Raw genomic sequence first — 25,089 nt, forward strand, 5'->3', positions numbered from 1 at the left:
TTCCGAGCCGACGAAGGTGGCACCCGTGAGCGTCCCGACGACCCCGAGGGCGGTCACCCGCGCCGACGTCGCCCGGTACGCCGGCGTGAGCACCTCCGTCGTCAGCTACGTCGTGCACGACGGCCCCCGCCCCGTCGCGGCGGCCACCGCCGCCCGGGTCCGTGACGCCATCCGGGTCCTCGGGTACCGCCCGAACGCCAGCGCCCAGGCCCTGCGCACCGGGTCGTCGAAGATGCTCGGGCTCATCGTCCCCGAGCTCGACAACCCGTTCTGGTCGGAGCTCGCCGTCGAGGTCACCCACGCCGCGGCCGCCCGCGGCTACGACGTCCTGCTCGCCAACAGCGACGGTGACGGCACCCAGGAGCGCGAGCGACTCCGCAGTCTGTCCGCCCGGCAGGTCGACGGCATCATCCTGACGAGCATCATGACCCACCCGGACCTGTCCAACGTCTCCGACCCGGGCATCCCACTCGTCCTGCTCAACACCTTCTTCGAGGTGCCCGACTACGCGAGCATCGGCGTCGACGCCCTGCGCGGCGCGTACGACGGCACCCGCCACCTGGTCGAGCACGGCTACGGATCGATCGGCCTGGTCATGGGGCACGCCGGGTCGATGGAACTCCGTGAACAGGGCTGGATGCGGGCCCTGCGCGACGCCGGGCTGCCGGACGGCCCGATCGTGCGGTGCGACTTCACCCGACGGGGCGGGTACGAGGCCGGCCTCCGCATGTTCGCGGACGGGACGGGCCCCCGCGCCGTCTTCGTCAGCTCGGACATGCAGGCCGTCGGTGTGCTGCGGGCACTGTGGGAACTCGGGCTGCGCGCACCGGAGGACGTCGCGATCGTGTCGTTCGACGGCGGTGCCGAGGCGGACTACACGAACCCCCAGCTCACGACGGTCCGGCAGCCGATCGAGACGATGGCCACCGCCGCCGTCGACCGTGTGCTCGGGCTCGACGCGGACAACCAGTGGCACCGCGACCTGGTGCCCGCCGAGTTGGTCCTGGGCGCGAGTTGCGGGTGCGACGTGCGTCGCTGACGCACCCACCAGACGGACGGGAGGCGCGGGGCGGGCCCGCCAAGGGCCTCCCGTCCGTCAGCTGGCCGTGTTCACCTTCATGCCGCCTCGTGATCGCTTCCACCACGGCCGGCGTTCCGCCTCCTCGTAAGCGGCCAGCCAGACGGCAGCGACCCGTGACTTCAGCTGCCGAACGATGGCGCTGAGGAAACAGACGACGAAGAAGATCACCGTCGCGGTGACGATCACGACGTAGAACACGAGGCTGAACCCGAAAGCGGTGTCGGAATCCGATGCCGCGATCGATGAGATGACCGATGATGCGGTCGCCGCCAAGATGGCGAACATCGCTGTCCCCGCTCCGAGCAGCTGCAAGAACAGGCCTGGACCGAGCTGCGACCGATCTCGCAGTTCCCCGAGGACCTTTTGCCGCAGATCCGCGTCCTTCGCTGCGCGTAAGTACGCAGTTACGTCCGCCTCGGTCGGCACGCGCCCGTTGGTCCGCTTCGGCATGAAGTGCTTCCATCGATCCTGCTCGGGCGAGGTGTCGGTTCGGTCTTGTTGTCCCACATCGACGGCTATCGGCACCGCACACGACTGCGTCACGTGTCGGACGCACGCTCCGTCACGGCGGTGAGCCGCTGGAGCGGCACACGCTGCTGGGACTCCTGCGTCACCGCGACCGCTTCGACCGGCTCGCCGGAATCGGTGTCGACGAAGCGCAGGTCCGACGTCAACTCGGTCGGCCGGTACCGGTCGGCCCAGCCACCGAGCGCCAGCAGCACCAGCGAGAGGTCGCGGCCGGCCTCGGTGAGCACGTACTCCTCGCGCGCCCGGGCACCCTCCGGCTTGTAGGTCGTGCGCTCGAGCACTCCCCCGTCGACGAGGGAGGCCAACCGCGCGGTCAGGACTTCGCGCGGAACGCCGAGGCTCTGTTGGAACTGACTGAAGCGCGTCGAACCGGCGAGGGCGTCGCGCACGATCATGAGCGTCCACTTCTCGCCGAGGACGTCGAGGGACCGTGCGATGGGGCAGCGCTCGTCGCCGCCGAGGATGCCGAGCATGCGTTCATCCTAGCTGGGTTCGATTTCCGGACACAACGTGCTAGGTTCGGTTTCCGTACTCAACATCTCTCGTCTGGAGCCCCTCATGACCGACCTCACCAACGCCATCGTCCTCGTCACCGGAGCGAACGGCGGCCTCGGCGCCGAGTTCGTCAAGCAAGCCCTGGACCGCGGCGCCGCCAAGGTCTACGCGACCGCCCGCACCCCGCGCACCTGGGACGACGAGCGCATCGTGCCGCTCGCCCTCGACGTCACGAGCCAGGAGAGCGTCGATGCCGCAGCCCGTGCCGCCGCGGACACCACGATCGTCGTGAACAACGCCGGGATCGCCGGCGCCGACCCGCTCGTCGACACCTCCGTCGCGGAGGTCGAGCGCATCTTCGCGACGAACGTCTTCGGCGCGCTCCGTGTCGCCAAGGCCTTGGCTCCCACGATCGGCGGCGGCGCACTGATCGACGTGCACTCGGCCCTGAGCTGGGTCGCCCTGGCCGGCGCGTACTCGGCGTCGAAGGCGGCGTTCTGGTCGATCACGAACTCACTCCGCCTCGAGCTCGCACCCCAGGGCACCCAGGTCGTCGGCGCGCACCTCGGCTACACCGACACCGGCATGACGGCGGGGCTCGACGTCGAGAAGTCCGACCCGGCCGACATCGTCCGGCTCATCTGGGACGCCGTCGAGGCCGGCGAGCACGAGGTGCTGGCGGACCAGGTCAGCCGTGACGTCCGCGCCGGGCTCAGTGCGCCGCTGACGGCGCTGTACCCGGCGCTCGCGACGGCTTGATCGGTTCGGTGACCTCATGTCAGGCCGTATAAGGCAGGGCTGTATACGGCCTGACACAGACTTACGCCATGGTCGATGGACGCGGCTCTACGACTAGCGACGCCTGGATCTCCTGACCGATGACGAGACGCGCTACGCGCTGACGAACCCGACTGAGCGGGTCGGCGTCGCCTGGGAAGCGGGCGCGCTGCAACTCGCCGTCCGTTCCACCCGGGGGTATCCCTACTTCGCGCAAGCATGTGGCAAGCACGTTTGGGATGCCCGCTCGGTGGAGGACTCCATCGACGTCGAGTCTGCGGAGATCGGCGTGCTCGCTGCTCGCGACGAGGTGGACCAGGGGCTCTACCAGTCACGTTGGGACCGCGCGACGCCGAAGCAGCGCGAACTCATGCAAGCGATGGCGCTCGACGACGAAGACCGCTCGGCGATCCAGGATCTCGTCGCTCGGACCGGCAAGACCCGGACCAGCGATCTCTCGGTGTCCCGGAACGAGCTCATCAAGAACGGTCACATCTACGCACCAGACCGGGGCTACCTCGCCTTCACCGTGCCCGGCATGGCGGACTTCATCCACCGAAGCGCGAAGGCCTGACGGGTCTCGGGGTCAACCGCGGGCGCCTCTGTCGGTGATGTCGCGGTTGACGGCGGTGATCGCGGCGCGCTCCTCGACGGAGATGCCTGCGGCAGCCAGGACACGACCGAGCACGCCGCTCTTGCGCTCGATGTAGTCGTCGATGTCCTCGGCTTCGGCGGCCGCTCGGCGCTTCACGGCGGCGTACTCGTCGCGCAGCACCGAGTCGGCGCGCAGCACGTCACGAGCAGCGAGGTGGTTGCGCAGCGAGAGCGATCCGGCGGTGGCGACGTAGGTGTTGCTCGGGGCGAAGCGCTCGGGTGTCCGGAAGGCCTGCCGGTCGGGGACACCGAGGTCTCCCCGTAGCTCGAAGCCGATCGAGGCCATCGCTGCGACCGCCGCCGCGACGTTGCTGGCGTTGACCACGATGTCGACGTCGATCACGGGCTTCGCCGCGAGGCCGGGCACCGACGTGCTGCCGACGTGTTCGATGCTGCGGTACCGAGCGCCGGCGGCGTCGAGGGCTGCGGCGTACGCGTCCCGCAACACCGCGAACCGCTCGGGCCACGACGGCTGGTACTCGACGACCTCGATCATCGAGCGCGCCGTGTGGCAGGAGGGGGTGCGAGCAGTTGGAACATGACGTGGTCGCGCCAGGCTCCGTTGATCTTGATGTACTCCGGCGCGAACCCGTAGCGCTCGAACCCCGCGGACTCGAGGGCACGCTGCGACCCCACGTTCTCCGGCAGCGTCTCGGCCTGCACCCGGTGGAGTCGGAGGACGTCGAACGCGTGGGCGGCAGCAGCGGCGACGGCGCGGGAGGCGTGGCCCTGGCGCAGCCGGTCGGCGCGGATCCAGTACCCCATCGCGCAGGACTGCAGGGCCCCGCGGGTGATGCCGCTCAGCGTGATGCGCCCGAGGAGTTCACCGTCGGTCGACTCGATCACGAACGGGACCGCGGTGCCGGCGCGCTCCGCAGCGAGCGACTGCACGATGACGTCGTGCTGGCCCTGTTCGGTGAAGTACGCCGGTGCCCGGGACGGCTCCCACGGGCGTAGGTGCTCGGCGCTCGCGGTGATGACGGCGGCGAGCGTCGCCGCGTCGTCGACGCGGAGCAGGCGCAACCGGGTGTCCATGGCGGAGGGTGTGGGATTCGAACCCACGAGACATCTCTGCCCACCTGTTTTCAAGACAGGCTCCATCGGCCGCTCGGACAACCCTCCAGTGACGCGACCACGTGGCGAGACGTGACCGCGTCCCGGGAAGTCTAACGGGCCTCCCGTCCGCCGTGCGCGTCAGCGCATGCCGGGGTCAGCGCGGCAGGGAGTCGAGCGCCGCTGCCAGGCCGTCGTCGGACACGCCACCGGTGAGTTCGTTGCCGGCGTCCACGACGTCGTCGGGCGCCTGGCCCATCACGACGCCACGACCGGAGGTCGAGGCCCACCGGAGCATGTCGATGTCGTTGCGGCCGTCGCCCGCAGCGAAGACGCGCGACCGCGGGATGTCGAGCCACTCGCGCACGCGTTCCATCGCGGTGGCCTTCGTCACGCCCTCTGGTGCGATGTCGAGCCACGCGGTCCACCCGACCGTGTACGAGACCTTGTGCAGGCCCATGTCCTCGACGATCTGCAGGAACTCCTCGAGCCCGTGCTCCGGCGAGATCACGACGACGCGGGTGGCCTCGACCGTGAGCAGCTGCTCGAACGGCACCAGCTCGCCGGCGTTGGTCATGGTGTCAGCGGGGAAGTTCTCGGACAACCGGAAGTGGCCGGTCTCGTCCTCGACGCCGAAGGCCGCGTTCTCGAGGGCGCCACGGATGGTCTGCAGGACGTCGCTCGGGTCGAAGTGCTCGACGTGGATGCGCTCGTAGGACCCGTCCGGACGACGGGCCAGGGTCAGCGCACCGTTGGCGCAGACGAGGTACTTCGGCTCGATGCCGAGGGTCTCCAGCAGCGGAACCGTCATGCCCTCGCTGCGGCCCGTGGAGAGCATGACCTCGTGCCCGGCGGCCTCGGCATCGCGCACGGCGGCGACCACGGCCTCCGTGATGACGCCGTCCTCGCGCATCGTGGTGCCGTCGATGTCGAGCGCCACCAGCCACCGCTTCGTGCGGGCGGGAGCACCGGCGCCCGCGCCCTGCGCCGCACCGTCCACGAACCGCCCCTGCGCGCTCATCGGGGCTCGATCACCTCGACGCCACCGAGGTAGGGGCGCAGCACCTCGGGCACGACGACGGAGCCGTCGGCCTGCTGGTGGGTCTCGAGGATCGCGACGATCCAACGGGTGGTCGCGAGGGTGCCGTTCAGGGTGGCGACCGGGGCGGTCTTGCCGCTCTCGGTGCGGTACCGGATGTCGAGGCGACGGGCCTGGAACGTCGTGCAGTTCGACGTCGAGGTGAGCTCGCGGAACGTGCCCTGCGTCGGGACCCAGGCCTCGATGTCGTACTTCTTCGCCGCGCTCGTGCCGAGGTCACCAGCGGCGACGTCGATCACGCGGTAGTGCAGCCCGAGGTCCTGCAGCATCTGCTCCTGGTACGACACCAGCTTCTCGTGCTCGGCCTCGGCCTGGTCCGGGTGGACGTACGCGAACATCTCGAGCTTGTTGAACTGGTGCACGCGCAGGATGCCGCGGTTGTCCTTGCCCGCCGAGCCGGCTTCGCGCCGGTAGCAGGTCGACCAGCCGGCGTAGCGGTGCGCGGTCTTCTCGATGTCGAGGATCTCGTTGGCGTGGAAGCCGGCGAGGGCGACCTCGCTCGTGCCGGTCAGGTACAGGTCGTCGGCCTCGAGCCGGTAGACCTCGGCCGCGTGCTCGCCGAGGAAGCCGGTGCCCGCCATCGTCTCGGGGCGGACGAGCGTCGGGGTGATGAGCGGCTCGAAGCCGGCAGCGATGGCGCGGTCGAGGCCGAGCGACATGAGCGCGATCTCGAGCCGGGCGCCGAGGCCGCGCAGGAAGTAGAAGCGCGAGCCGGAGACCTTCACGCCGCGCGGGATGTCGATGATGCCGAGGTGCTCGCCGAGGTCGGCGTGGTCCTTCGGCTCGAAGTCGAACTCGGGCTTCGTGCCGACGGTGCGGAGGGTGACGAAGTCCTCTTCGCCACCGGCCGGGACGCCGGGCAGCACGACGTTCGGGATGGCGCGCACGACGGAGTTGAAGGTCTCCTCGGCCGCGGTGACGGTCGCCTGGGCTTCCTTCACCTGGGCCGAGAGCGCCTGGGCCTGCTGCACGAGCGCGGCCTTCTCGTCCTTCGGGGCCTTGGCGACGGTCTTGCCGAAGGCGTTCTGCTCGGCGCGGAGCGACTCGAACGCGGTGATCGCGCTGCGTCGGGCGGCGTCGGCAGCGACGGCCTCGTCGACCACGGCGACGGATGCGCGGCGGGACTCCTGCGAGGCCTTGATGACGTCCGGGTTGTCACGAAGCAGCTGGGGATCGATCACCGCTCCATCCTAGAGGCGGCGACACGGGGAGGAACCCGCCGCTCGCAGCGTCCGATCGGTACCGTTGATCCCATGTCGACCCCTTCGGAGACCGCGCCCGCGGACCAGGACGCCCTCCCCACCGAGCACCGGACGGCTGCCGTGGTCTACAACCCGGTCAAGGTCCACCTGCCGACCCTCAAGGCCACCGTGGAACAGCACCAGCAAGAGGCCGGCTGGGCCGAGACGCTCTGGTTCGAGACCACCGAGGAAGACCCGGGCGGGGGCATGGCCCGCGCAGCGCTCGAGGCGGGAGCCGACGTCGTCGCCGCCGCGGGTGGCGACGGCACCGTGCGCGCCGTCGCCGAGGTCGTGCACGGCTCCGGTGCCTCGCTCGCGCTGCTGCCGAGCGGGACCGGCAACCTGCTCGCCCGCAACATGAAGCTCCCCCTCGACGACCTGGCGAGCAGCGCGCACACGATCTTCTCCGGCCATGAGCGGGCGATCGACTTCGGCCTCATCGGCATCGAGCGGCCCGACGGCGCCCGCGAGCAGTTCGGCTTCGTCGTGATGGCGGGCCTCGGGCTCGACGCCCGGATGATCGCGAACACCCGCCCCGAGCTGAAGAAGCGCGTCGGGTGGCTCGCCTACCTCGACTCACTGCTCCGCTCCGTGCGGGACACCGACGGCTTCGAGTTCAAGTACCGGCTCGACGAGTCGGCTCGCAACGGTTCAGTGCGCGCGCACTCGGTCATCGTCGGCAACTGCGGCATGCTGCAGGCGAACGCGATGCTGCTGCCCGACGCCGAGATCGACGACGGCGTGTTCGACATCGTCGTGATGCGCCCCCGCGGCTTCTTCGGCTGGGTGCGGATCGGTGCCCGCGTCTTCTGGGAGAACGGGATCCTGCGCTGGTTCCGGCGTTCGGCCCTGTCCGAGACGCTGATCGGTCGGCGCATCACCACGGCGGCGAAGCAGGAACGTCCGCTGCGCTACATGCGCGGCGAGGAGTTCACACTGCGGCTCGAGAAGCCCGACGAGTTCGAGATCGACGGCGACCCGGTGGGCGAGATCACGGCGTTCCGCGCGCGGATCGACCCCGGTTCGCTGACGGTCAAGGTGCCGACGGTGGAGCCGCGGCCGAGCTGGGTGCGCGGCCGCAAGCGCTGAGCCGGGAGCTGGCCGCGCCGCACCGTGCGGGGTCGTTCGGCCTGTGCGAGGTTGCGCGGATCGGCCGATCACGCACGGTGCGGGTTTGTTCAGCACGTGCGCGGTTGAGCGGACCGGGGTGATCACGCACTGTGCGGGGTCGTTCGACTGGTGCGCGGTTGCGCGCTCGGTGCGAGGTTGTAGCGGCGCACGGAGCGGGCAAACTCGCACCGGCCGACAAGAGCCGCACCGTGCGCCAGACGCGCCGACCGACGAGCACAGCACCGACGAGCACAGCACCGACCGACCGACCGACCGACCGACGAGCACAGCACCGACCGACAGCACAGCACCGGCAGCACGAGCACACCGCCGCGCGTCAGCCCGCGTCGGGCTCGCCGGAGACGATCGCTCGCAGCCAGTCCCGCGCCTCGACGAAGGCGGCGTCCGAGTAGCGCGCCGGCACCTCGGGCTGCGCGCCGTCGGCCCGCGGGTACGACCCGAGGAACGTCACGCGCGGGCTGAACCGCCGCAGGCCGAGCAGCGCGTCAGCCACGCGCTCGTCCTGCACGTGCCCGTCCAGGTCGATGACGAACCGGTAGCGACCGAGCTCGTCACCGATCGGCCGCGATGACAGCAGCCCCATGTTGATGCCCCGTGTGGCGAACTGCTCGAGCATGTCGACCAGGGCGCCGGGGTGGTCGGCCGGCAGCTCGACGATGACGCTCGTCTTGTCGGCACCGGTCGGTTCGGGCAGCGCCAGCGTCTTCGACACGAGGACGAAGCGGGTGACGGCCGAGGCGTTGTCGCCGATCGACGACGCGAGCACGACGACGTCGTGGTGGTCGGTGATGCCGGGCGGTGCGACGGCGGCGTCGGCGGTGGGGTTCGCCTCGAGCAGGGCGAGCGCCGCGGCGACGTTCGACGACGCCGGGATGTGGCCGTGACCGGGCAGGTTCGCCTCGAGCCAGTTGTGGGTCTGCGCGTACGCGACCGGGTGCGCGTTCACGGTGCGGACGTCGGCGAGCACGGTGCCGGGGCGCGCGACGAGCACAAAGTCGACCGGCACGAGGTACTCCCCCACGATCCGCACGCCGGGGATCCGGGCGAGGGCGTCCTGCGTTGCGCTGACGCCACCGTCGACGCTGTTCTCGATGGCGATGACCGCGCCGACCGAGCGGCCGGACATGACGTCGTCGAGGGCCTCACCAACGTTGTTGACGCTCCGCCAGGGCTTGCCGGCCGCGGCCTCGACGAGCTTCAGGGCCGCCTCGGTGAAGGTGCCGGCGGGTCCGAGGTAGGAGTACGTGTCGGACGGCGCGGCGGGGTCGGTCATGGGCCGAGCCTATTGCAACGACCGAGCCGGCAGACGCGGGCGCACAGCGCCGTTCAGTCGGTGCTGGCGCCGGTCAGCCGGGCCTCGCAGATCGCGGTGCCGTCGTCGTCCCGCGGGTACGTCAGGGCAGCGAACCGCCCCTCGGGGTCGAGCCGTGTGAGCAGTGCGGCCGCGATGCCGTCGAGCTGGACGACCTGCTCGTCGCTCAGGGCGTCGATCACGACGTGGCGTGCGGTGCGGACGTGGTCCGGAGCGGCATCGACGATCGTGGCGTACCCGGCGTCGGTGAGCCGGACGTCGGTCGCGCGGCGGTCCGAGGTCGAGGGGCAGCGCGTCACGAGTCCGCGCTTCTCGAGCCGGGACACCACGTGCGACAGCCGGGGCAGCGAGGCGTTCGTCGCCGAGGCCAACGCGGACATCCGCAGCGTGCGGCCGTCGGTCTCGGAGAGCATCGCGATGACCATGTAGTCGAAGTGCGTCAGGTCCGCGTCACGCTGGAGCTGCTGGTCGAGCGCCGCCGGCAGGAGTTCCATGACGGCCACGAGCTTCATCCACGCGCGCAGCTGCTCGCGGGTGAGCCACGGGGTCTCGTCGGTCATGGCTGCATCCTACCGAATGGTTGTCGGTTTAACCAGTGTCGCGTGAGCCGCGGACAGCAGACTGCCGCGCCCGGACCACCCCGACGACGAGCACCGCCACCACCACGAGCAGCAGCACCCCCTCGACGATCAGCAACCGCGTGCCGTAGTCGAACGGCAGGATCGTGGGGTTCTTCTGCCCGTGCCGCTTCGCCGCGATCTCGGGCAGCACCACGAGCGCGAGCACACTGCCGAGCACGATCACCGTCTGCACCACGACGAGCACCCACGCCCGGAGCGACCGCCCCGCCCGACGCAGGAGTAGCCCGGCGCCGACGACGAACGGCGACAGGATCGCGTCGTGCAGGATCACCGCGCCGAGCAGCCAGGTCGCCAGCCCGCCGATCCGGTTCGGCTTGACCGACGTCACCAGGACGTAAGCGCCGAACGCGATCACCAGCACGCCGAGCACGACGAGCACGATCCGCGCGGCCTTCACCGCAGCACCTCGATCTTCTCGATCCACTTGGTCTGCAGCACGCCCGGCCGCCCCGGAGCGATGATCCGCGCCGGGAACCCGTGGTCCAGGTCGAGCGTCGAACCGTTCAGCTCGAGCGCGACCAGGGTGGTCGGGTCCTCGGCGTACTCCGGCCCCATGTCCATGATCCGGTAGCCGCCGTGTCGTTCCAGGCTCGTGACGCGCACGTGCGATCCGGGTTCGGCCTGCACGGCGCCGAGCAGGTCGCGCATCCGCACGCCCTTCCAGCTGCCCATCTGGCTCCACCCCTCGACGCACGAGATCGGCAGGTCGACCTCGGTGGTGCCGAGCGCGACGAGCTCCGCGCGCACGAAGGTCCGGGTCACGTCGGGCCCGACGACGGTCAGCGTCCAGTCCGCGGCAGTCGCGCTGGCGAGCACCCCCGCCGCGCGGGCGGTGCGGTTGACCGGCAGGCCGTTGGCGCCGAGACCGCGCTGGCGCGCGCCGAACACGTTGAACGGTTCGGCGAGCTTCGAGGACTGCCCCGCCGTCAGGGCGACGACGCCGACGACCGCGGCCGTCACGCCGCCGAAGAACCCGCGTCGTGCGATCCGCTGGCGTCGGCCCTGTGCGCGCTCGTCGACCGACCGGGAGGCCCGGGTCGGCTCCGGCGCATCGGCCACCGGTTCGTCCGGGGCTGCGTCGACCGCCTCGACAGCCTTGACCGCGTCGACGCCGTCGATCCAGCGGAACACGCGGCCGAGCAGGCCGGCGGCCGTGGACTGGGCCGTCTCGGCACCCGCAGCCGGCGGGGCGGACGCGGGGCGGGCCTCCCGTACCGGGGGAAGCAACTCGCTGCCGGACGCGGGGTCCGCGATGAACCGGCCCTGCTCGTCGTAGGAGTCGCGCTTCCGCCAGTAACGGGCGATCACCGGCAGCTTCGACGCGATGTGGATGATGAGCGACCCGATGATCACGTACGCCATCGCGTTGTGCACCTGGCGGAACGGGAACGGCCACGGGTACCACTGGTACGTGTTGAGCAGGCCGGTCGTGACCTGGATGATCGACGCCGACACGAGCACGGCGATCGACAGCCGCTCGAACAGGTGCAGCACACCGCGCACCGGCGGGACCTGCACCAGCGCGGGCATGACGGTGTTGAGCTTGGCCAGCAGCAGCGGGATGATCGCGATGCCGGTGGTGATGTGCAGGCCCTGGGTGAACTGGTAGAGCTGCGTCGGCCGGGTCGGGAACCGCATCCAGCCGAGGGGCTCCTGCAGCAGGTGACTGTAGATGCCGGTGCCGAAGCACACCACGAAGGCGATGCCGAGCAGTCGTCCGAGCACCACCGCAGAGCGCGCGTTCCGGTTCGGTGAGGCCAGTGCGGCCCGCGCCTCGAACAGCAGGTGCCGCACGCCCGCTAGCCTCGACGGACCATGAGCGACCGACTGCGTGCCGTCCGACCGTCCTCCGCCGTCGGACCCGGTGCCCGCCTCGCCGTCGTGGGCGCGGTCGTCGGGGTACTGGCCCTCGCGGGCGTCATCGCCTTCGGCGTCACGCATCTGGGGTTCCTCCGATCCGACACTCGTTCGTCATTCGTTGCGTGGACGCTGATCGCTTGGACGGTGTTCGTGATCGCCGTGCTCGCGCTGCGGTTCGTGCCCGCCCGGTGGATGACCGCCGTGGTCATGGTCGGGGCGGTGGTGGTCGGCCTCGCGGCGTTGGCCGGGCCCCCGAGCACCAGCACCGACTCGGCGCGGTACGCGTGGGACGGCATCGTCCAGCATGCCGGAGTCTCACCGTACGCGCACACCCCCCAGTCCACGGCACTGTCCGGTCTGCGGCCGGAATGGCTGTTCCCGGACAAGGTGAACGGCACGTGCGACGACCTCAAGCCCCGGTTCCGCGGCCTGGGCGACGGCGCGGACGGCCACTGCACCCCGATCAACCGGCCGGACGTGACGACGATCTACCCGCCGATGGCGCAGCTCTGGTTCGCCGGGGTCCGCGCCTTCGTGCCGGCCACCGCCCAGTACATGCCGTTCCAGGTGGCGGGCCTGCTCCTCTCGCTGGTCGTGACCGTCGCCCTCGTCGTGGTGCTGCGGAAGACGGGTCGCCCGACGTGGTGGGCAGCGCTCTGGGCCTGGTCGCCGCTCGTGGCGTCCGAGGCTGTGACGAACTCGCACGTCGACGCCCTCGGCGCGGCGCTCGCGACCGCGGGTGCCGTCCTCGTCGCATTCGGTCGACCGATCTGGGGCGGGATCGCGCTCGGAGCGGCCACGGCCACCAAGCTCATCCCGGCGATCGTGTACCCGCCGTTGCTCGGCCGGTGGCGTTCCTGGTGGGCGATCCCGGTCGGCATCGCCGTGTTCGGACTGCTCTACGTGCCCTACGTGCTGACGACGGGGCTCGACGTGCTCGGGTACCTGCCCGGCTACCTGAGCGAGGAGGGCTACGAGGACGGCTCCCGGTTCGCCCTGGTGTCGCTGGTGTTCCGGGGCGACGCCGCGACCGTCGTGGTCGGGCTCGCCGTGCTGCTCGCCGCCTTCGTGGCCTGGCGGCTGTCCGACCCGTCGCGGCCGTGGTCCGGTGAGGTGCTGATGATCGGCGTGACGTTCCTCGCCGTGACGCCGCGCTACCCCTGGTACGCGCTGCTGCTCATCCCGTTCGTGGTGCTGTCGGGGCGGTGGGAGTGGCTGTCGATCGGGCTCGCCATCGCGCTGCGCGGGGTGTGGCCGTCGACGGACGCCTACCGGTGGTGGCTGCTCGCCGCCGTGGCCGTCATCGTGGTGGTGACGCTCCTGCGCACGAGCCGGTCGGACTGGCGGCGCTGGTGGGAACGGCTGTCGTTCCGGCGCGTCGAACACGTACGCTGAGCCGCATGGCACCCGCGACCCTGCTCGGCACGACCGTGGACCCGGCGTCCGCCGGGCTCGTCGACCGCTTCGGGCGCCGTGCGATCGATCTGCGGGTGTCGCTGACCGAACGGTGCAACCTGCGCTGCACGTACTGCATGCCGGCCGCCGGGCTGCCCTTCGCCCCCGACGACGCCCTGATGACCGCCGCCGAGATCGAGCGGCTGGTGCGGATCGGGTCCTCGCGCTTCGGCGTGCGCAAGGTGCGCTTCACCGGTGGCGAGCCGATGCTCCGGCACGACCTGGTCGACGTGATCGCCCGGTGCGCCGCGCTGCCCGACGCCCCGGAGCTGTCGCTCACCACGAACGCCATCGGTCTCGCCCACCGCGCCCAGGCCCTGTACGACGCCGGGCTGCGGCGCGTGAACGTGTCGCTCGACACCGTCGACCCGGACGTGTTCACCACCGTGACCCGCCGCCCGTTCCTCGACAAGGTGATCGCCGGGCTGTCCGCCGCCCACGACGCCGGCCTCGACATCAAGGTCAACGCGGTGCTGCTGCGCGGGATCAACGACGAGGCCGCGCCGGAGCTGCTGCGCTGGTGCCTCGACCGCGGCTACGAGCTGCGGTTCATCGAGCAGATGCCGCTCGACCCCGACCACGCCTGGGACCGCACCGAGATGGTGACCGCTGCCGAGACCCGGGCGCTGCTGGCGTCGTCGTTCGTGCTGACGCCAGACGAGGCACCGCGTGACGGTGCCCCGGCCGAGCGGTACCGGGTGCAGGACGCGCGCTCCGGTGCGTCACTCGGCACCGTGGGCATCATCGCGAGCATCACCGAGTCCTTCTGCGCCGACTGCACCCGCACCCGGTTGACCGCCGACGGCAACGTCCGGAGCTGCCTGTTCTCCGACGCCGAGACCGACGTGCTCGGCCCGATGCGCGCGGGGGTCTCCGACGACGACCTGGCCGAGCTGTGGCGCCGGGCGATGTGGGCGAAGCCGCGCGACCACGGCGACGACAGCGACGAGCTCGTGCACCCGACGCGCGGCATGAGCGCGATCGGCGGCTGAGCGGTGACCACGATCCGGTTCTTCGCCGCTGCCCGGGCGGCAGTGGGCGCGGACACGCTGACCACCGCGGCCGGCACGCTCGACGAGGCGCTGCGCGAGGTCACCGCCGCCGACCCGTCGCGCTGGAGTGCGCTGCAGGAGCGGTGCTCGTACCTGGTCGACGGCGTGACCACCCGCGACCGGGCCACCGCGCTCGATGGTGTCGCGGTCGTCGACGTCATGCCCCCCTTCGCCGGCGGCTGAACGGCCCCTCGCCCGTTCTTTCCCAGAACGCACGCGATGCCTGGTGCTTCCGGGCGTACCGGGGCAGAACTTCCGACCAGGTATGCCCGATCCAACCAGGTACGCCGCCCCCCCCCCCCCCCCCGCCGCCGCCGCGCTACGGCGAGACGGACAGCACGATGAACGCGGCGAAGATCACCAGGTGCACCCCGCCCTGCAGTCGCGTCGCCCGACCGGGCAGCACGGTGAGCACCGCGGCGACGATCGTCAGCGCGAGCAGCACGATCTGCGACGACCCGAGCCCGAGCAGCAGCGTGCCCGGCATGAACAGCGACGCCACCGCGATGGAGGGGATCGTCAGACCGATCGACGCCATCGCCGACCCCATCGCCAGGTTCAGGCTCGTCTGGATCCGGTTGCGGGCGGCGGCCTTCGACGCCGCGATGCCCTCGGGCAGCAGGATGAGCAGAGCGATCACGACACCGACGAACGACGGCGGGAACCCGACCGCGGCCACGCCGGCCTCGATCGCGGGTGACTCGACCTTGGCGAGCCCGACCACGGCGACCAGGGCGACGACGAGCAGTGCGAGCGAGATCATCGTCGCGCGACCGGTCGGCCGGGCAGCGTGGGCGTCCTCGGACTCGGCGAGCACACCCCCTGACCGGTTCACGGGCAGGAAGAAGTCCCGGTGGGCCACGGTCTGCGTCACCACGAACAGGCCGTAGAGCACGAGCGACGCCACGGCCACGAAGACCAACTGCGTGCCGGTGAAGGACGCGTCGTCGGTGCCGGTGGTGAACGTCGGCAGCACCAGGGTCAGCACGGCGAGTGCGGCCACCGTCATCGTCGCGGCGCTCGCGCCCTCCTGGTTGAAGCGCACGGTGTTGTGCCGGAGCGTCCCGATCAGGATCGCGAGGCCGACGAGCCCGTTCATCGTGATCATCACGGCCGAGAACACCGTGTCGCGCGCCAGCGTCTCGGCCTGGGCGCCGCCGGAGCTCGACAGCGAGATGATCAGCGCGACCTCGATGATCGTGACCGCGACGGCGAGCACGAGTGAGCCGAAGGGTTCCCCGACCCGGTGCGCGACGACCTCGGCGTGGTGCACCGCAGCGAGCACGGTGGCGGCGAGCACGACCGCGACGATCGCCACGACCACGGTGCCGAGTCCGTAGCGGCCGTACGAGAACGCGAGCACGACGGCCGCCAGGATCGGGATGGCCACAGGCCACGCCTTGGGGAACCAGGAGGTCATCCGTCCATTGTCTCAACCGCGCGGCGCGTACACCGCCAGTTCGGATGCCGGGACGTCGACGCGGACGGCATCGCCCGGGCCGATCCCGAGCGCCGTGACGCGCGCCAGGGTCAGGTCCGCGACCAGGTCGCCGGCGCGCACCCGCACGAGACCGTCCCGCGGTTCGAGCGACGTGACGGTGCGCTCCGGTCCGGCGCCGTCCCGCGTGAGCACGGCGGCCGTCGGGTGGAAGGCGCCCAGGGCGGGCCGACCGGGAGGCACGGCGTGCGTCCCGGACGCCAGCTCGCCCCCGCCGTCGGTGGCGATCCCACCCGCGGTGGCGGTCCCGCGCACCAGCGCGAGTCCGGAGAACGCCGCCGCGAAGGCACTCGTCGGCCGTCCGAGCACGGCCGCTGGGGTGCCGTCCTCGACGATCCGGCCGTGCTCGACGACGACCACCCGGTCGGCCAGCGCGACGACCTCGACCGGGTCGTGGGTCACCAGGACGCTCGGGCGCCCGCCGATCGCGGTGCGGAGGGCTGCACGGACCTCGTCGCGCGCGGCGACGTCGAGCGCCGACGTCGGTTCGTCGAGCAGCAGGACCGCCGGGTCGGTCGCGAGCGCCCGGGCGATCGCGACGCGTTGGGCCTGCCCGCCGGACAGCGCGTCGGGGCTCCGTCCCGCCAGGTCGTCGATGCCGACGGCCGCCAGGGCCCGGAGCGCGCGGGCACGGGCCGCGGCCCGTCGGACACCGGCGGCGCGCGGGCCGAACGCCACGTTGCCGACCACGTCGAGGAACGGGAACAGGTCGGGCCGCTGGGCGACGAGTCCGATGCGACGGCGGTGGGCGGGGACGGTCCGCCGCTGGTCCGACACGACGGTGCCGCCGAGGACCACCTGTCCGGCGTCGATCGGCAGCAGGCCGGCGAGGGCCTCGACCACGGTGGACTTGCCCGCGCCGTTCGGCCCGATGACGGCCACGCACTCCCCCGCCGCGACCTCGAGGGCGACGTCGACTCCGCGCCGCTCGACGACGATGCGTGCGGTGACCCCGGTCACGCTGCCATGCCCCGGGTCCGGAGCGACGAGGCGCCGATGACCACGACGGCGACCACGACGAGCACGACCGCAAGTGCCACGGCGGTGTCCGGGTCGACCTCGCGCTGCAGGTAGATTTCCAGCGGCAGGGTCCGGGTGACCCCCTGCAGGCTGCCCGCGAACGTCAGGGTCGCACCGAACTCGCCGAGTGCGCGCGCGAAGCAGAGCACCAGTCCGGAGACGATGCCGGGCAGGACCCTCGGGGTCGTGACGGTGAGGAACGTGCGGGTGGGACCGGCGCCGAGGGTGGCGGCGACCCGCTCGTACCGGTCCCCCTCGACGCGGAGCGCGCCCTCGATCGAGGACACCAGGAACGGCATGGCGACGAACGTCTGCGCGATGACGACCGCTGTCGTGGTAAACGCGATGTGCAGTCCGTGGTCGTCGAGGAACGCCCCGACCACCCCGAGGCGACCGAACGCCGCCAGCAGCGCGAGCCCGCCGACGACGGGCGGCAGCACGAGCGGGAGCAGGACGACGGCGCGGGCGATCCCCACCCACCGTGACCGGGACCGGGCGAACAGCACGGCGAGCGGGTACCCGAGCACGAACGCGACGGCCGTGGCGGTCAGCGCGGTGCCGAGGCTGAGCCCGAGGGCGGTGAGCGACGCCGTCGAGGTGACGAGGGCGACGAACGACGACCAGTCGACCCGACCGAGCATCGCGAGCACGGGGACGACGACGAACAGGCCACCCAGCACCGCGGGCAGCGGGAGCCACCAGGCGACCGGCGGCCGTCCGTCAGCCCGCGAGGCCACGGGTCACGGCTTCCGGAACCCGGCGGCGGTGAGCACCGTCTGGCCCGTGGCGGACCGGACGGAGTCGGAGAACGCCTGCGCGAGCTCCGGGTTCTCGGAGCCCTTCAGCACGCCGATCGGGTACGTGTTGACGGCCTTGCTCGACTCGTCGAACGGGACACCGTCGACCTTGCCGTCGGCACCCTGCACGTCGGTCACGTAGACCAGCCCGGCGTCGGCCTGACCGGACTCGACCTTGCCGAGCACGTCGGTGACGGACTGCTCCTCGCTGACGGGCTGCAGATCGACGCCCGAGGCGGACTCGACCTTCGCCGTCGCGGCACCGCACGGCACCGGGGCGGCACACGTGACGAGCTGCACGCCGGAGCCGGTCAGGTCGTCGAGGCTCGTGATGCCCTTCGGGTTGCCCGGCGCGACGGCGATCTCGAGGACGTTCGTCGCGAAGTCCCGCGGTGACCCGCTCGCCAGGTCGGTCGATGACAGCTTCGCCATGTTCGCTTCGTCGGCGGACGCGAACACGTCGGCGGGGGCACCGTTCTGGATCTGGGTGACGAGATCGCTCGAGCCCGCGAACGAGAACTCGATCGAGGTGCCCGGGTGCGCGGCCTCGAACTGCTTGCCGAGCGTGGTGAAGGTCTTCTGGAGCGACGCCGCGGCGAAGACGGTGATCGAACCCGACACGTCTGCGTCTGCGCTCGACGTCGATGACGGCGACGACGACCCCACCGGAGCGTCGGCGGTGGAACACGCCGCCAGCCCGAGCGCCGCGACGACGGCGAGGGGCACGAGCAGCGAGCGGGAACGACGGGTCATCGGGGGTCCTCCTGGTGCGTGGGCGCCTCGACGGTGACCATCGTGGCCTTGACGGACGCCACGGCGACGGACCCGACCTCGAGCCCGAGGTCGCGCACCGCCTCGGCGCTCATGAGCGAGACCACGCGGTGCGGGCCGCACTGCAGTTCGACCTGCGCCATCACGGTGTCGACGACCAGGTCGGTGACGATGCCGACGAAGCGGTTCCGTGCCGAGCTCTTCACGCCGGTGTCCGGGGCGGCCAGCTCGGTGCTCCGCGCCCGGGCGTACTCGGCCACCTGCCGACCGTCGACGACGGCGCGCCCGGAATCGTCGGTGGCCCGGTCGAAGGTGCCTCCGTCGACGAGTCGACGCACGGTGTCGTCACTCACCCCGAGGAAGCTTGCAGCGTCGCGGATCCGCAGTTGCGTCATGATGCGACGATCCTAGCCGCGGAAGCGGCGCCCTGGACCCGATCAGTGTCGAATCAGGACAGGTGCCCGATCACCACGGGCAACCCTTCGCGGCGCCAGGCCTCGAACCCGCCGTCGAGGACCGCCACGTGCCTCCAGGCAGGTTGTGCGGCAGCCCACGCGTTCGCACGCGGACCCCGGGCGCAGTAGACGACCACGTCCGCCGCGTCGGTGTCGCCGGTGACCGCGTCACCCGTGACGGCTCCGGCGACCACGCCGTCCGCGCGTTCGGCGTCGGTGCGCACGTCGACGACGACCACCGGGTCAGCGGGGTCGGCCAGGCGCGCGGCGAGTGCGGACGGGGCGATGCGCTCGGTCCGGGACGGAGCGACCGCGACGGGACGGCGTGATGCCGGCCCGCGCCGGACGGGGCTCTCGCTCCACCGCCAGCGGCGCGCGTCGACGGTCAGGACCCGTCCGAGCAACGGTTCGCCGGTGCCGGTGACCAGGGCGGTCACCTGCCCGGCCATCACCGCTCCGACCGCTCCGCACAGTGCCGGGACGACGCCGTCCAGGGCGCACGAGCCCTCGTCGGGCAGGGCCTCGGGGTGCATGTCGTGGAAGTCGACGCCGTCCGGCCCGGCGTCACGGAACACGCTGACCTGGCCGTCGTGGCCGAGCACCGTGCCCCAGACGAACGGCACGCCCGCGTCGGCGCAGGCGTCCGAGACCGCCCGGGTGACCAGGACGGAGTCCGCCGCGTCGACGACCACGTCGTGCCCGGCGACGAGCTCCGGGGTGAAGGACCCGACCACGGCGACGGCGTCGAGTTCCGGGTCGACGGCGCGGGCGCAGGCGACGGCGACCTCGGCCTTCGACGATCCGACGTCGGCAGCGGTGAAGAGCGTCTGGCGCGCGAGGTTCGAGGCGTCGACCACGTCCGGGTCGACGACCGTGAGCCGTCCGAGCCCGGCGAGGTACGCGACGACGGGAGCCCCGAGTCCGCCGGCCCCGACCACCAGGACGCGTGAAGCGGCCAGCCGCCGGAGCCCGACGGCGCCGACGTCGGACAGGGCAGCGGTCCGCGAGCCGAGCCGGGTCCGCCACGGGGAGAGTGCTGCGACGGGGGCGACGAGGGGGTCCATCCCGTCATTCTGGCCGGTCGTGCCGAATCCCTGCATGTGAATGTTCAGCGGGTGGACGCGGCGGATGCTCAGAGCCGCTCGGTACGGTCGCGGGCGTGAGTTCTCCCCGCACCGGCACCGTCACGGTCCGACGCACGACGTCGGATGTGTCGACGCGCGCACGGCTCAAGGCGCTCGCCCTCTCGACCGTCCGGGCACTGGTGCGGGCACCGGAGATCACCATCGGTGTGGTCGGAGTCGTCGTCGCCGCGGCCTTCACGTGGGTGCCGTCGGTCTGGTACGACGAAGCCGCCACCCTGACGAGCGCGCAGCGCAGTTGGCCGGCGCTCTGGGCGGAGCTGCAGAACGTCGACGCCGTGCACGGCCTGTACTACGCGCTCATGCACGTCTGGCTCGCGCTGGTCGGCTACTCCCCGTTCACGCTCCGCTTCCCCAGTGCCCTGGCGATCGGGATCGCCGCCGCACTCGTGGTGGCGCTCGGCCGGCGCCTCGGCGGCGTCCGGCTCGGGGTCGTCTCCGGTCTGGTCTTCCTGCTGCTGCCCCGCGTCGCCTGGGCTGGTACCGAGGGCCGCCCGTACGCGACCGTCACCACCTTCGCGGCGCTCCTCACACTCGTCGGCCTGACCGCGGTCCGTCGCACCCGGGTGCGGCACCACGCGACGCGGTGGTGGATCGTCTACGGCGCTCTGGCGGCCGTGGCCGTCCTGTTCAACGTCTACCTGTCCCTCGCCGTCGTGGCGCACGGCGTCGTGCTCGCGTGGACCGGCGTCGCCGATCGGGCGGCCCGACGGCAGGCCTCGGTGACCGACCGCCGCAGCGCGGTGCCCCCGTCGATGGTGGACCGCGCCGTCGTCGTCCGCTGGGCCGTCGCCGCCACGGCAGCAGCCGTGGTCGTCCTGCCGTTCATCGGACTCGCGGCCGGTCAGGCCAAGCAGGTCGGCTGGATCACCGGCATCGGGTGGGCCACCCTGCGGCAGGTCTTCGCGACGGCCTGGTTCGGGGTCGTCTACCCGTACGCCGCCCTCGGGTGGTTGCTCATGATCGTCGCCGTCGTGCTGACGGTGCGCGCGATCCGGCGTCCGGAGCCCGGCGCGCGTGACGTCCTGCGGATGCAGGCCGTCCGGGTCGCGGTGCCCCTGACGATCCTGCCGACCGCGCTCCTGATCGCCGCGACGGCCGCAGGTGAGCACCTGTACTCCCCGAAGTACGCGAGCATCAGCCTGCCGTTCGTGGCGCTCCTGATCGGACTGGCGATCACGGCCATCCGCCCGCGACGCTGGATCGCGATGGCGGTCGTGGCCATGGTCCTGGTGTCCGTGCCGACGTCGACGATCGTGCGGCTGCCGCACGCCAAGCAGTCCTCGCACTGGGCGAACGCCGCGGCCGTGATCGAGCGCGAGCGCAACTGGGCGACCGACTCCGACGAAGGCGTCATCTACGGCAGCGTGTACGGGCACCCGACCACGACCGCACAGGTCATCGCCGACGCCTACCCCGAGGCCTTCACCGGCATGCGGGACCTCGCCGTCACGAGTACGGGAGCGGAACGCGGCGAGCTCTGGAACACGAACGGCGACATCGCCACGACGGTGCCGGCCCGCCTGGACGACATCGACACCGTGTGGTTCGTCGGCGCGACGTCGCGGAACATCCGCCCGCAGGTGTCCGAGACGCTGAAGGCACAGGGGTTCCACGTCGTGCGCTGGTGGCACGAGGACACGGTCATCCTCTGGAAGTACAGCCGCTGAGCCGACGGCCGGTCAGTGGTCGTCGTACGGTCAGCGCTTCGTCGTACGGGTCAGTGCACGAGGCGGGCGCCGTGCACCGGACCGGTGGCACGGAGCGCGACCAGGCCGGCGGCACTGAGCTCGACCTGCAGTTCGAGCGCGGCGTCACGGTCACCGACCAGGAACGCCACCGTCGGACCGCTGCCCGACACCAGACCCGCGAGCGCCCCGGCCTTCTCGCCGAGTTCGAGGGTCGACGCGAGTCCGGGCTGCAGCCGCATGGCCGGGGCCTGCAGGTCGTTGTGGACGCAGTCGGCGAGCAGGTCGGGGTCACCGGCACGCAGCGCCTGCAGCACGTTCGACTCCACCACGGGGTGGGACGGCGCCGGTGCGATGTCGGCGCGGTAGCGCTCCCGGTGCTCGTCGAGCGCACGGTAGACCGCCGGGGTCGACAGGCCGTCGTCGCTCAGCGCGAGGACCCAGTGGAACTCGCCCTTCGCCAGCGCGGGGCTGAGTTCGTCGCCGCGGCCGGTGCCCACGGCCGTGCCACCGGCGAACGCGAACGGCACGTCCGCGCCGAGCTGCGCGGCGAGACGGAGCAGTTCCTCACGCCCGAGGGCGGTGCCCCAGAGCGTGTCCACCGCGAGCAGCGTGGCCGCGGCGTCCGCCGAGCCACCACCCATGCCGCCGGCCACCGGTACCTGCTTGTCGATCGTCAACCGGACCCCGCCCCGGTGCCCAGCGGCGTCGGCCACCAGCCGGGCCGCACGGATCGCCAGGTTCGACTCGTCGACCGGCACGTTCGACGTGTCGATCGGGCCGGTGAAGGTCACCGAGAAGTCGTCGGCGTGCTCGGCCGTCACGTCTTCGTACAGCGACACGGCCTGGTACGCGGTCGCCACGTCGTGGTAGCCGTCGTCCTGCAGCGCACCGACGGACAGGAACACGTTGATCTTGCCGGGGGCGCGCGTCCGCACGCGGGTCGGTGCGGCCAACGTGGTCATGCCCCCAACCTATCCCGCTGCGGCTGCCGCGAAGCCACGCGCCAGGTCGGCGAGGACGTCGTCGATGTGCTCGAGGCCGATCGACAGTCGGATGAGCCCGTCACCCACACCCGCCGCCGCCCGCTCCGACGACGTCATCTGCACGTGGGTCGTCGACGCCGGGTGCACGACGAGCGACCGGACGTCACCGATGTTCGACACGTGGTCGAACAGCTCGAGAGCGGCCACGAACCGCCGTCCGGCCTCGACCCCGCCGTCCAGGTCGAACGCCAGGACCGCCGACGGCCCCTTCGGCACGTACCGCTGCTGCAGGTGGTGCCACGGCGACGACGGCAGTCCCGCGTAGTGCACGCCGAGCACCTGGTCGTGCGCGTCCAGCCACGACGCGACGGCGGCCGCGTTCGACACGTGCCGCTCCATGCGCAGGGAGAGCGTCTGGATGCCCTGCAGCACCAGGAAGGCGTTGAAGGGGGCGATCGCCGGACCGAGGTCGGCGGAGAGCTTCGACCGGGTGCGCTGGATGAATGCGCGCCGCCCGAACTTCGACGCGAAGTCCGTGTTCGCGAACCCGGACTGTTCGGCGGTCGCGAGCTGCGGGAACTTGTCGGCGTGGGCCGCCCAGTCGAAGTTGCCGCTGTCCACGATGAGCCCGGCGATGGCGCTGCCGTGGCCGGCCAGGTACTTCGTCGCCGAGTGCACGACGATGTCGGCACCGTGCTCGATCGGTCGGACCAGGTACGGCGTCGCGATCGTGTTGTCGACGATGAGCGGGACGCCGGCGTCGTGCGCGACCCCGGCCACCCCCGCGAAGTCCAGGACGTCACCGCGCGGGTTCGGGATCGACTCGCCGAAGAACGCCTTCGTCTCCGGACGCACCGCGGCAGCCCACTCGTCCAGGTCCGTGGGGTCCTGCACGAAGGTGAACGCGATGCCGAGGTCGTGCAGCGTCGACGCGAACAGCGTGTACGTCGCGCCGTACAGCGAGGCACTCGACACGACGTGGTCACCGGCCCGGGCAACACCGAGGACGGCCAGCGAGGTGGCCGCCTGGCCGGACGCCAGCGCGAGCGCACCGACGCCGCCCTCGAGGTCCGCGATGCGCCGCTCGAGCGCCGCTGCCGACGGGTTGTTCACGCGCGAGTACGTGTGCCCCGGGGCGTTGAGCATGAAGCGGTCCGCCGCGTCCTCACCGGACGGGTAGACGAAGGCCGCGGTCTGGGCGATCGGCGGGACGTTGCCGCCGAACCCCGGGTCGGCCTTGAAGCCCGCGCGGATCTGCCGGGTCTCGAACGCCCAGCCGTCCTCGGCGTTGGTCTCCGCGGCACCCATCAGGACTGCGCCGCGACGATCGGGCGGACGAGCGGGATGACCTGTTCGCCGAAGCGGTCCATCTCCTCGAGCTGCGGCGAGAACTGCAGCAGCAGCGTGTCCACCCCCGCGTCCTCGAACTCCTTGATCCGGGCAGCGACCTGCGCCGGCGTGCCGACGAACCCGGGGCGCAGGCCGCGGTTCGACACCGAGTAGTCCTCGAGCGAGGGGACGTGCTCGAGCTGCGACTTCGAGATGAAGTCCTGGTACGACTCGTACGCGTTGCCGTGCTGCACGTCGGTGATCCGCGCGAGCTCGGCCTGCGCCTCTTGCTCGGTCTCGCGGACGATGACGTACGCGGCCATGCCGAACGCCTCGAACGGCGGCAGTCCGGCGTCGACTCGGCGCTGCTTCATCTCGGCGATCTTCGTGCGGAGCTCCTCGACCGTGCCGCCGTGGGTCACGTAGGCGTCGGCGTACCCGGTGATCGCGGCCTTGCCCGCCTCGCTCTCGCCGCCGGCGTAGATGCGCGGCGTCACGCGGGGCTTCGGCTCGAGGTGCGCGTTCTCGATGTCGTAGTAGTCGCCCGAGAACGAGTACGGGGTCTCGCGCCACATCCCCTTCATGACCTCGACGAACTCCGCGGTTCGCTTGTAGCGGTCGTCGTGCTCCGAGAAGATGCCGCCGTACTGCTTGGCCTCCTCCGCCCACCACGCGCTCACCACGTTGAACGTGAAGCGGCCGCAGGAGATGTCGTCGATCGTCGCCGCCTGCTTCGCCGTCACCGCGGGCAGGTGGTAGCCGGGGCGCATGGCCGCCATGATCTCGAGGCGCTCGGTCGTCGCCGCGATGGCCGCGGCGAGTGACCAGGCCTCGAGCGACGGCGCGGCCGTGCCCTTGATGTCGTTGAGGTTGAGCTCCGGCACGAGCGTCAGGTCGAAGCCGATCCGCTCGGCGCGCTGCGCCAGCCGCTTCACGTAGTCGAAGGTGACCGGCATGTTCTCGTTGTCGACGTTGCGCAGCCAGCCGCCGAAGAGCGGGGTCCAGTATCCGAATCGCACGGGGT

The 25,089-nt window shown here is 71.5% G+C and carries 27 protein-coding genes and 1 tRNA gene; 8 read left to right on the plus strand and 20 right to left on the minus strand.

Annotated features, from left to right (window positions below; translation table 11 throughout):
* The first annotated feature begins 25 nt into the window (after positions 1-25).
* Positions 26-1,039, plus strand: coding sequence for a LacI family DNA-binding transcriptional regulator (locus tag EDF40_RS07190; RefSeq protein ID WP_260212501.1), 1,014 nt, complete (start codon positions 26-28; stop codon positions 1,037-1,039).
* Between the two features lie 57 nt (positions 1,040-1,096).
* On the opposite strand, the gene EDF40_RS07195 is transcribed toward EDF40_RS07190, so the two are convergent.
* Positions 1,097-1,531, minus strand: a complete 435-nt coding sequence (locus EDF40_RS07195) for a hypothetical protein (RefSeq protein WP_123338590.1) — start codon at positions 1,529-1,531, stop codon at positions 1,097-1,099.
* 89 nt (positions 1,532-1,620) lie between these two features.
* Positions 1,621-2,082: a helix-turn-helix domain-containing protein gene (locus EDF40_RS07200; RefSeq protein WP_123338589.1), complete on the minus strand. Its 462-nt coding sequence runs from the start codon at positions 2,080-2,082 to the stop codon at positions 1,621-1,623.
* A gap of 85 nt (positions 2,083-2,167) precedes the next feature.
* Between EDF40_RS07200 and EDF40_RS07205 the strand changes: the two genes are divergently transcribed.
* Both EDF40_RS07205 and EDF40_RS07210 read left to right on the plus strand, forming a co-directional pair.
* Positions 2,168-2,863 (plus strand): SDR family oxidoreductase, encoded by a 696-nt coding sequence (locus tag EDF40_RS07205; RefSeq protein ID WP_123338588.1) that lies wholly within the window; start codon positions 2,168-2,170, stop codon positions 2,861-2,863.
* Positions 2,864-3,131: 268 nt separating this feature from the next.
* Positions 3,132-3,455: a hypothetical protein gene (locus EDF40_RS07210; protein WP_123338587.1), complete on the plus strand. Its 324-nt coding sequence runs from the start codon at positions 3,132-3,134 to the stop codon at positions 3,453-3,455.
* 12 nt (positions 3,456-3,467) lie between these two features.
* Here EDF40_RS07210 and EDF40_RS07215 read toward each other — a convergent pair whose 3' ends face one another.
* The 5 genes from EDF40_RS07215 to serS all read right to left on the minus strand — a co-directional run bounded on the left by EDF40_RS07215 (position 3,468) and on the right by serS (position 6,868).
* Positions 3,468-4,031, minus strand: coding sequence for a GrpB family protein (locus EDF40_RS07215; RefSeq protein WP_123338586.1), 564 nt, complete (start codon positions 4,029-4,031; stop codon positions 3,468-3,470).
* The gene (locus EDF40_RS07220; protein ID WP_123338585.1) at positions 4,028-4,570 is read right to left on the minus strand and encodes a GNAT family N-acetyltransferase; all 543 of its coding nucleotides are present in this window, start codon (positions 4,568-4,570) and stop codon (positions 4,028-4,030) included. Before EDF40_RS07220 ends, EDF40_RS07215 begins: the two co-directional genes overlap by 4 nt.
* Positions 4,570-4,657 (minus strand) — tRNA-Ser (locus tag EDF40_RS07225). Before EDF40_RS07225 ends, EDF40_RS07220 begins: the two co-directional genes overlap by 1 nt.
* A gap of 88 nt (positions 4,658-4,745) precedes the next feature.
* Complete coding sequence (locus EDF40_RS07230) at positions 4,746-5,609, minus strand: HAD-IIB family hydrolase (RefSeq protein WP_123338584.1); 864 nt, start codon at positions 5,607-5,609, stop codon at positions 4,746-4,748.
* Positions 5,606-6,868: a serine--tRNA ligase gene (gene serS, locus EDF40_RS07235; protein WP_123338583.1), complete on the minus strand. Its 1,263-nt coding sequence runs from the start codon at positions 6,866-6,868 to the stop codon at positions 5,606-5,608. Before serS ends, EDF40_RS07230 begins: the two co-directional genes overlap by 4 nt.
* 72 nt (positions 6,869-6,940) lie before the next feature.
* Between serS and EDF40_RS07240 the strand changes: the two genes are divergently transcribed.
* Positions 6,941-8,017, plus strand: coding sequence for a diacylglycerol kinase family protein (locus EDF40_RS07240; protein ID WP_123291840.1), 1,077 nt, complete (start codon positions 6,941-6,943; stop codon positions 8,015-8,017).
* Positions 8,018-8,375: 358 nt separating this feature from the next.
* On the opposite strand, the gene pheA is transcribed toward EDF40_RS07240, so the two are convergent.
* From pheA to EDF40_RS07260, 4 genes are read right to left on the minus strand one after another with little or no spacing between them, the layout of a single operon-like run.
* The gene (gene pheA / locus EDF40_RS07245) at positions 8,376-9,332 is read right to left on the minus strand and encodes a prephenate dehydratase (protein ID WP_123338582.1); all 957 of its coding nucleotides are present in this window, start codon (positions 9,330-9,332) and stop codon (positions 8,376-8,378) included.
* 53 nt (positions 9,333-9,385) lie between these two features.
* Entirely contained in the window at positions 9,386-9,931 is a 546-nt protein-coding gene (locus EDF40_RS07250; RefSeq protein WP_123338581.1) for a MarR family winged helix-turn-helix transcriptional regulator, read from the minus strand.
* Positions 9,932-9,959: 28 nt separating this feature from the next.
* Entirely contained in the window at positions 9,960-10,409 is a 450-nt protein-coding gene (locus EDF40_RS07255) for a hypothetical protein (RefSeq protein WP_123338580.1), read from the minus strand.
* Positions 10,406-11,806, minus strand: coding sequence for a molybdopterin-dependent oxidoreductase (locus EDF40_RS07260; RefSeq protein ID WP_185002868.1), 1,401 nt, complete (start codon positions 11,804-11,806; stop codon positions 10,406-10,408). Before EDF40_RS07260 ends, EDF40_RS07255 begins: the two co-directional genes overlap by 4 nt.
* A gap of 21 nt (positions 11,807-11,827) precedes the next feature.
* Between EDF40_RS07260 and EDF40_RS07265 the strand changes: the two genes are divergently transcribed.
* From EDF40_RS07265 to EDF40_RS07275, 3 genes are read left to right on the plus strand one after another with little or no spacing between them, the layout of a single operon-like run.
* The gene (locus tag EDF40_RS07265; protein ID WP_123338579.1) at positions 11,828-13,267 is read left to right on the plus strand and encodes a glycosyltransferase family 87 protein; all 1,440 of its coding nucleotides are present in this window, start codon (positions 11,828-11,830) and stop codon (positions 13,265-13,267) included.
* A gap of 5 nt (positions 13,268-13,272) precedes the next feature.
* Complete coding sequence (gene moaA, locus EDF40_RS07270; protein ID WP_123338578.1) at positions 13,273-14,319, plus strand: GTP 3',8-cyclase MoaA; 1,047 nt, start codon at positions 13,273-13,275, stop codon at positions 14,317-14,319.
* 3 nt (positions 14,320-14,322) lie between these two features.
* Entirely contained in the window at positions 14,323-14,562 is a 240-nt protein-coding gene (locus tag EDF40_RS07275) for a MoaD/ThiS family protein (RefSeq protein WP_123338577.1), read from the plus strand.
* Between the two features lie 136 nt (positions 14,563-14,698).
* On the opposite strand, the gene EDF40_RS07280 is transcribed toward EDF40_RS07275, so the two are convergent.
* The 6 genes from EDF40_RS07280 to EDF40_RS07305 are packed head-to-tail and all read right to left on the minus strand — an operon-like array spanning position 14,699 to position 19,984.
* Positions 14,699-15,799, minus strand: coding sequence for a calcium:proton antiporter (locus tag EDF40_RS07280; RefSeq protein WP_123338576.1), 1,101 nt, complete (start codon positions 15,797-15,799; stop codon positions 14,699-14,701).
* Between the two features lie 12 nt (positions 15,800-15,811).
* Positions 15,812-16,837 (minus strand): ABC transporter ATP-binding protein, encoded by a 1,026-nt coding sequence (locus EDF40_RS07285; protein WP_123338575.1) that lies wholly within the window; start codon positions 16,835-16,837, stop codon positions 15,812-15,814.
* Positions 16,834-17,634 (minus strand): ABC transporter permease, encoded by an 801-nt coding sequence (locus EDF40_RS07290; protein ID WP_123338574.1) that lies wholly within the window; start codon positions 17,632-17,634, stop codon positions 16,834-16,836. Before EDF40_RS07290 ends, EDF40_RS07285 begins: the two co-directional genes overlap by 4 nt.
* Before the next feature lie 3 nt (positions 17,635-17,637).
* Positions 17,638-18,447, minus strand: a complete 810-nt coding sequence (gene modA, locus EDF40_RS07295) for a molybdate ABC transporter substrate-binding protein (protein WP_123338573.1) — start codon at positions 18,445-18,447, stop codon at positions 17,638-17,640.
* The gene (locus EDF40_RS07300; RefSeq protein ID WP_123338572.1) at positions 18,444-18,860 is read right to left on the minus strand and encodes a molybdopterin-binding protein; all 417 of its coding nucleotides are present in this window, start codon (positions 18,858-18,860) and stop codon (positions 18,444-18,446) included. Before EDF40_RS07300 ends, modA begins: the two co-directional genes overlap by 4 nt.
* Before the next feature lie 53 nt (positions 18,861-18,913).
* Positions 18,914-19,984 (minus strand): HesA/MoeB/ThiF family protein, encoded by a 1,071-nt coding sequence (locus EDF40_RS07305; RefSeq protein ID WP_185002871.1) that lies wholly within the window; start codon positions 19,982-19,984, stop codon positions 18,914-18,916.
* A gap of 95 nt (positions 19,985-20,079) precedes the next feature.
* Here EDF40_RS07305 and EDF40_RS07310 point away from each other — a divergent pair, with 95 nt between their 5' ends.
* Positions 20,080-21,732 (plus strand): glycosyltransferase family 39 protein, encoded by a 1,653-nt coding sequence (locus EDF40_RS07310; RefSeq protein WP_123338570.1) that lies wholly within the window; start codon positions 20,080-20,082, stop codon positions 21,730-21,732.
* 50 nt (positions 21,733-21,782) lie between these two features.
* Here the strand turns inward: EDF40_RS07310 and EDF40_RS07315 are convergent, their stop codons facing one another.
* The 3 genes from EDF40_RS07315 to EDF40_RS07325 are packed head-to-tail and all read right to left on the minus strand — an operon-like array spanning position 21,783 to position 25,084.
* Positions 21,783-22,715, minus strand: coding sequence for a 4-(cytidine 5'-diphospho)-2-C-methyl-D-erythritol kinase (locus tag EDF40_RS07315; RefSeq protein WP_111084697.1), 933 nt, complete (start codon positions 22,713-22,715; stop codon positions 21,783-21,785).
* A 9-nt stretch (positions 22,716-22,724) separates the two neighbouring features.
* On the minus strand, positions 22,725-24,044 hold the full coding sequence (locus tag EDF40_RS07320) for an O-acetylhomoserine aminocarboxypropyltransferase/cysteine synthase family protein (protein ID WP_123339018.1): 1,320 nt from the start codon (positions 24,042-24,044) through the stop codon (positions 22,725-22,727).
* Complete coding sequence (locus tag EDF40_RS07325) at positions 24,044-25,084, minus strand: LLM class flavin-dependent oxidoreductase (protein WP_123338569.1); 1,041 nt, start codon at positions 25,082-25,084, stop codon at positions 24,044-24,046. The genes EDF40_RS07320 and EDF40_RS07325 overlap by 1 nt, the downstream gene beginning before the upstream one ends.
* Positions 25,085-25,089 lie beyond the last annotated feature (5 nt).

This window comes from Curtobacterium sp. PhB170, assembly GCF_003752345.1.
In the GTDB taxonomy this organism is placed as follows: Bacteria; Actinomycetota; Actinomycetes; order Actinomycetales; family Microbacteriaceae; genus Curtobacterium.